The 6,853-nt window shown below is 68.9% G+C and carries 6 protein-coding genes; 5 read left to right on the top strand and 1 reads right to left on the bottom strand.

Going from position 1 to position 6,853, the window contains the following annotated elements; genetic code table 11:
* Both ACK4S9_RS22925 and ACK4S9_RS22920 read left to right on the top strand, forming a co-directional pair.
* The coding region (locus tag ACK4S9_RS22925) for a hypothetical protein (RefSeq protein ID WP_409730212.1) at positions 1-429 on the top strand (429 nt) is incomplete at its 5' end.
* 72 nt (positions 430-501) lie between these two features.
* On the top strand, positions 502-798 hold the full coding sequence (locus ACK4S9_RS22920) for a hypothetical protein (RefSeq protein ID WP_313028894.1): 297 nt from the start codon (positions 502-504) through the stop codon (positions 796-798).
* Between the two features lie 166 nt (positions 799-964).
* On the opposite strand, the gene ACK4S9_RS22915 is transcribed toward ACK4S9_RS22920, so the two are convergent.
* Entirely contained in the window at positions 965-3,013 is a 2,049-nt protein-coding gene (locus tag ACK4S9_RS22915) for a diguanylate cyclase domain-containing protein (protein ID WP_409730210.1), read from the bottom strand.
* 237 nt (positions 3,014-3,250) lie between these two features.
* On the opposite strand from ACK4S9_RS22915, the gene ACK4S9_RS22910 reads away from it, so the two are divergent.
* The 3 genes from ACK4S9_RS22910 (at position 3,251) to ACK4S9_RS22900 (ending at position 6,499) form a co-directional block, all read left to right on the top strand.
* Positions 3,251-4,120, top strand: a complete 870-nt coding sequence (locus tag ACK4S9_RS22910) for an ABC transporter ATP-binding protein (RefSeq protein WP_409730208.1) — start codon at positions 3,251-3,253, stop codon at positions 4,118-4,120.
* Positions 4,117-5,670 (top strand): hypothetical protein, encoded by a 1,554-nt coding sequence (locus tag ACK4S9_RS22905; RefSeq protein WP_409730206.1) that lies wholly within the window; start codon positions 4,117-4,119, stop codon positions 5,668-5,670. The genes ACK4S9_RS22910 and ACK4S9_RS22905 overlap by 4 nt, the downstream gene beginning before the upstream one ends.
* A gap of 76 nt (positions 5,671-5,746) precedes the next feature.
* Entirely contained in the window at positions 5,747-6,499 is a 753-nt protein-coding gene (locus ACK4S9_RS22900) for a DUF2243 domain-containing protein (protein ID WP_409730204.1), read from the top strand.
* Positions 6,500-6,853 lie beyond the last annotated feature (354 nt).

Below are 6,853 nucleotides of genomic sequence, written 5' to 3'. Positions count from 1 at the left end.
CGCTGGTGGATCGCCGCGCTGGCGGCGCTGTGGCTGATCTGGACCATGGTGCGCCCCGAGGGCAGCCGCATCGAGCGGCGCATGGACCGTGCGGTGGCGCTGGCGGTCGAGTGCAAGGCGCGGGAAGCGCAGGATGAACTGATCGCCCTGCGCAACACCCGCGCCACGCCGGAACAGTTGCGCCAGGTGCAGCAGTCGCTCAACAAGGCGGCCGCCGACTGCACGCGCGCCGAGCAGAGGGCCCGGGCCTGGACCGATGCGAGCGGCGCCATCAAGAAACTGCGGCGCGCGCGCGCCTACGACAAGGCGCTGGCCCGGTTGGCCGTGTTCACCAAGCGCTGGGGCGAGGACGAGCAGACCCGCGCCCTGCGGCTGGAGATCGTCGACGAGCGCGAACACCCGCTGGCCGATCCCACCCGCAACGAGTGAAGCGGCCAAGCGTCAGCCACGTTTTTCGGCGCCGGTGTATGCTCGCCGGCAAGCACACTGGTGGAGTCAAGCATGAAAACGAGCATGTTGGGCACGCTGCTGCTGCTTGCCGCGCTGGCAGGCTGCAGCCGTGACGAAGAAGCGATGGGGCCGGCCCAGCGCGCCGGCAAGGCGCTGGACGAGGCGGGTGCGAAGGTCTCGCGCCAGGTGGACCAGGAACTGGCCAAGGTCGACCGCGCCACCGAAGAGGCGCGTGAAAAGGTCGTGGATGCCACCCGCGACGCCAAGGGCGGCCTGAAGCGGGCTACCGAGGAAGTCGGCAAGAAGGTCGAGAACGCGGGCGAGAAAATCCAGGACGTGGTCGATTAAACCGGCTCGGTGTCATCTACACCGTAGGGTGGCCGGCTCCGCCGGCCGCGCCTCCAGCTGACGGATGCGTTGCAACAGTGCATATGTAAGCCGGCTGGCTGATCGATACGTTGCAACAGTGCATACGTAGGTCGAACGCGCGGACGGCAAAGCCGTCCACCCAACATCACGCGCTGGCGCGCAGATCCTGCTGGTTCCCCAGCACGGTCGACATCCTGACCTGACCCTTGCGCCAGGCCTGCTCGAGGTTCTGCTCGATCTCTTCCACGCATACCTGCGACGGATCGCCGAAGCCCTGTACGCCGTAGGCGCGGTTGCGTCCGTGCGCCTTGGCCAGGTAGAGCGCCATGTCCACCAGATTGACCGCGCGTTCCCACGGCAGCACCAGTTCGCCGCAGCACAGCGGGAAGGGCGCGAAGCCGATCGACACGTTCACGCTCATGGACTGCCCCCCGTGCGTGATGTTCACAGCCGAGACGCCAGCCAGGATGCGCTGCGCCACTTCGTCCAGGCCCGCACGCGGAATCTCCGGGAGGAAGGCCAGGAATTCCTCGCCGCCCCACCGCACGATCATGTCGGTTTCGCGCAGGATCTCGCGCAGGCTGGCGGAAATCGCCGTCAGCACCGCGTCGCCGGCCGCGTGGCCCCAGGTGTCGTTGATGTGCTTGAAGTGGTCGACGTCCAGCAGGAACAGTGCGCCGCACTGCTCGGCGGCCGCCGCCTGCCGCTCCGGCTGCGGCTGGGTGCGCATGTAGTCGAGGAAGTGGCGGCGGTTGTAGAGCCCGGTCAACGGATCGCGCACGCTCTGCTGCTTGAGCTCCTTGTTCTTTGCGTAGAGCTTGGCATTGGCCTGGCGCACCTTGCGGTACAGCAGGCCGACCACGACCGAGGCCAGGGCGAACAGCGCCGCCAGCAGCCACCAGATGCGCTGCTGCAGGCGGTTGACCTTGTTCTCGCTGCGCAGCAGTTCGATCTCGCGCTGCTTCTTGTCGGTCTCGTACTTCTCCTGCAGGTCGAGCACCGCGCGCTGGCGGCGTTTCTCGAACAGCGCGTTCGAAATCTTGCGTTCGCGATGGTAGGCGCGCAAGGCGCCCGGCAGGTCGCCGGCGCGCTCGAGCGCCTGGCCGTATTCCACTAGCGCGGCCTGCAATTCCGGCTGGTCGCCCAGGTTCTCGTAGGCCGTCATGCCGGCTTCGATGTGGCGCTTGCCTTCTTCCAGCCGGCCGAGGGCGAGGTAGGCCTGGCCCAGGTTCAGGCGTGCGGTGGCTTCCAGCCCGGCGTCGTTCAGCGCGCGCGCCGCGCTGACGGCCTGTTCGGCATACAGCGCCGCATTGCCGTAGTCGCGCAGCTTGAGGTAGCAGTCCGCCAGGTTCACCAGCGAATAGGCGGCCATCGAATCGGCCCCGATGCCGCGCTCGATGGCCAGGCCCTCGAGCAGCGCCTTCAGGCCGCGCTGGTACTGGCCGGAAGCCGCCGCGAGGATGTATTCGGCATGTTTCAGGGTCGCCATGCGGCCCGGGGAATTGGTCTTTTTCGCTGCAGCGAGCGCTTCGGCCAGCGCCTCGAAGCCCTTGTCGTACTCGCGCATCTGCGAGTACAGGCCGATCAGGGCATTGAGGGACATGACGATCTGGGTCGGATCGCCATGCTTGCGCGCCAGCGCCACCGCCAGCTGCAGGCGTTCGAGCGCCTTCGGGAAATTCCCTTCCTCGGCGAACGAATCGCCCGAGGAAATGGTCGCCCGGACCTTCAGGTTGATGTCGTCGGTGGCCTGGGCCAGCTGCTCGGCTTCCCAGATGAGGCGGTGCGACTCCGCCAGCTCCGAGCGGCCGTAAGCCATGTAGCCCTTGCGCAGCAGGCCCTTGGCCAGCGCCACCTTGTTGTCGTGCCGGCGGCCGAGCGCCACCAGTTCGTCGGCGGCGGCGGTGGCTTCGGCGCGCCTGCCCACGCTGTCGTAGCTATTGGCCAGCTGGTTGAGGAATTCGGCGCGCAGTTCCAGCGGCGCGGCGCGGCCTTCCTGCTCGATCGCGAGCAGGCGCGGCAGGGCGCGCTCGGGAACGTACTTGTTGAGTTCACGGATTTCCGCCAGCTGCCGTGCCAGCGCCGCGGTCTCGTCCACCTCCGCGCCGGCAGCGAAGCTCGAGACCATGCACAGTGCCGCGGCGAGCACGAGCCTGGGCGAACGCGCCAGTGAGCGGGAGAGGGAAGAGGACATGGAAAGGTCTCGGGACAGCGGTAGATCACATCCGTTTGTTTGGGATCATTATATTCCTGTTGCAAAAGAGAAATTCACTTTCTCGTCAAATGTCACCAAAACGACACATATGCATGGCGAATCATCGGCATTCCCATCCCGCATTCACCCCCTGTTTTCGACCTCCTGTCGCAAACGGCTGGAGCCGCCGGCAGGCCCTCCCTATAGTCGACACCAACAACAACGGGAGGGAGAAACATGCTGGAACTACGCGCGGTAAGCAAGCGATTCGGCAAGGACGTGAAGGCGGTGGACGAGGTCTCGCTGTCCCTGGGCCAGGGCGTGGTCGGGCTGATCGGCCACAACGGCGCCGGCAAGTCGACCCTGATGGGGATGATCGCCACCTTGACGCGCCCCAGCAGCGGCCAGATCCTGTTCGACGGCAGCGACATCGTGAAAAAGCCGGACGCGATCCGGCGCCGCCTCGGCTACCTGCCGCAGGATTTCGGCGTCTACCCGAACCTGAGCGCGCTCGAATTCATGCAGTATTTCGCGGCCCTCAAGGGCGTGCGCGACAGTGCCCGCATCCGCCGCCTGCTCGAACTGGTCAACCTGCACGACCAGGCGCACCGGCCCGCGGCCTCGTTCTCGGGCGGCATGAAGCGCCGCCTGGGCATCGCCCAGGCCCTGCTGAACGATCCGGACATCCTGGTGGTCGACGAGCCTACCGCCGGGCTCGACCCGGAAGAGCGGCTGCGCTTTCGCAACCTGCTCGCCGAGCTGGGCTTGGGCAAGCTGGTGATCCTGTCGACCCACATCGTGTCCGACGTGGAGAGCATCGCGACCGAACTGGCGATCATGCGCGCGGGCCGCCTGGTGGCGCACGAGACGCCGGAGGGCGTGCTGCGGCGCGCGCGCGGCCAGGTCTGGAGCGCCAGCGTGCTTGAGGCGGACTACGCGGCGCTGCGCGGGCGGGTGCACGTGCTGCAGGCCCAGCGCCAGGAAGGGCGCATGCTGCTGCGCATCGCCCACCCCGGGCCGCCCTGCCTGGGCGCGGTCGAGGCCGAACCGAGCCTGGAAGAGGCCCTGATGGCGCAGCGCTACGCGCTGCAGGCGGAGGCGGCATGAGCTCGCATCCACTGTTCCTGCTGGCGGCCAACGAGGTGCGCCTGCGCCTGCGCCGCCTGTCCAGCCTGGCCGCGGTGCTGGCGGTGGTGGCGGTCACCTGGGCCATGATCAGCGATGTCCGCACCGGCAGCAGCCTCCTGGTGCTGGACGGTGCGCGCGTGTCGTACACCAGCTCGGCGCTGGCGCTGGGCAGCGCCGTCATGGGCGGCCTGCTGTTCAGCCTTGCCGGTTTCTACCTGGCGCGCGGACGCACCGGCGAAGACCTCAGGAGCGGCATCGGCGGCGTCATCGGGGCCACCCCGGCGGGCGACGCGCTGCTGGTGGCCAGCCGCTGGCTAGGCGCGGTCGGCGCGCTGGTGCTGCTGCTCGGCGCCTTCATGCTGACCACCCTGGCCTGCCACCTGCTGCGCGGCGAAGGTCCGGTGCAGCTCCTGGTCTACCTGCAGACCCATGCCTTGCTGCTGCTGCCGATGGCCTTCTTCTGCGCCAGCTGCGCCGTCCTGTGCGACAGCTGGGCCCCGCTCATGGGCAAGGCCGGCGACCTGCTGTATTTCGTGCTGTGGATGTGCCTGCTGGCGCTCGGCGCGGCGGTGGAGGAGGGCGCCGTGGCGTCCAGGCTGGCCTGGCTCGATTTCACCGGCCTGGCCCATGCCATGGACGGCCTGCGCAGCCATGCCGACACGCGCGCCTTCGGCGTGGGCATGATGAACTTCAATCCCGCCCTGCCGCCGCACACCCTGCCGCAATGGCTCTGGACCAGGACCATGGTGCGCGAGCGCTTGCTGTCGGCCGCGCTGGCCCTGGCGCCGCTGCTGCCGGCCGTGTGGCTGTTCCACCGCTTCTCGCCGGACCGCGTCAAGGCCGGCAAGGCGCGCCGGCGCCGTTCGCCGCTGGCCCTGCTCAACGGCTGGCTGCGTCCGCTGGCGCGGCTGGCGGCGCCCTTGACGCGCCTGGCCGCGCGCCTGCCCGGTCCCGGCGGGCAGGTGCTGGCCGATGTCGGGCTGGTGCTGGCGTCGGCGCCCAGCGCGATCCTGGCGCTCGCGGTCTGCTTCGTGGGCGGCCTGCTGCTCCCGAGCGTGGCCCTGCCCGGCCTGCTGGCCGGCGCACTGGTGTTCTGGGGCATCCTGTGCAGCGAAAGCACTACCCGCGACGTCAGCGCCGGCTGCGAAGGCCTGAGCGCCGCCGTGCCGGGCGGCGTGCGCCGCCGCTTCCTGCGCCAGTGGGCGGCCGCGTTGCTGCTCGGCCTGCTGTTCATGGGGCCGGTCGCGCTGCGCTGGAGCCCGGTCGAGCCGGTGCGCGCTTTTGCCCTGCTGGCCGGCCTGGTGGCCTTGTCCGGCTGCGCCGCCCTGTTCGGGCAGCTGAGCCGCACGCCGCGCCTGTTCCTCGGCCTGTTCCTGTTCGGCTTCTACGTGATGATCCAGGCCAAGGGCGTGGCCATGATGGATGCGGTGGGCTTCCACGGCGACGCCAGCCTGCAGTCGGCCGGCGGCTTCCTCGCGGCCGGGCTGGCGGCGTTGGCGGCGGGCATTGCCTGGAGCCGGCGCGGCTAGGCTTGCGTAGGGTGCAAGCGCGTTGCGGGACACGGGCTATACTTGGCCCGGTCCCGTTCCGATGCGAGGTAATGCGATGTGGAAAACACCGTGGTTCCGCTGGGGCGCCGTGCTCGGTTTCGCGCTCGGCGGCTTCTTCGACGGCATCCTGCTGCACCAGATCCTGCAATGGCACCACCTGCTCAGCCTGGTGCCGGGCGTCGACGACCTGCGCATGCAGGTGCTGTGGGACGGATATTTTCACGCACTGATGTACCTGATCGCGCTGGCCGGCCTGGCCGGGCTGTGGCGCCTGCACCGCCGCGGAGAGGGTGAGTGGGGCTGGCCGCTGGTGGGCGCCGTGCTGGTCGGCTTCGGCCTCTGGCACGTGGTCGATTCGGTGCTGTCGCACTGGCTGCTGCAGATCCACCGCATCCGCATCGACAGCGACGATCCCCTGCTGTGGGACCTGCTGTGGCTGGCGCTGTTCGGCCTGCTGCCGCTGGCGCTTGGCCTGCGCCTGCGCCGCCGCGGCGGCGGTCCCGGCCTGCAGGGCACGGCGGCGATGCTGGCGCTGGTGGCGCTTACGTCGGGGGCCGGCGCCTGGGCCCTGGTGCCGCCGGCGCAGACCGGTTTCGCCACCGTGGTGTTCCACCCCGGCGCCGGGCCGCGCGAGGTGTTCGCGGCGCTCGACGCACTCGATGCGCGCCTGGTGTGGAGCGACCGGGCGATGGGGGTGGTGGTGGTCGCGGTGCCTTCGGCGCGGCGCTGGGATTTTTACCGGCACGGGGCCTTGCTGGTGAGCGGGGCAGGGGTGCCGGGGGGCTGCTTCAACTGGAGCCGTATCTAAGTACTCGCCCCGAAATAAATGTGTTTTTGGCTGCCATAACCGGCGCGCTGCTGCGTTGGCTCCTGCTTGCAGTGCTCGCACTGCGGCGCACTCGCCGCCTTACATCGCATCCTGTTCTGTTCGCCAAAATCCACATTTATTTCTTGTCGAGTACTTAGCCGGCATCGGTGCTGTTACCATGCTGGCAATGAAGAATGCGTGCCAGCCTTATGCGAATGCGTGAAATAGCCATCGGCCTCGGCCTGGCTGGCCTGCTGGCCGGGGTGGTGATGCTGACCCTGCCCGCACCGGAACCGGTCGGCGTCGTGCTTCCCGCGCCGCCCATGGCGCCTGCGCCGGCGCCTGCCGCCGGGG

The sequence above is a fragment of the Massilia sp. genome, from assembly GCF_046293535.1.
GTDB lineage: Bacteria > Pseudomonadota > Gammaproteobacteria > Burkholderiales > Burkholderiaceae_D > Telluria.
This window is presented reverse-complemented; position numbering and strand designations above follow the sequence as displayed.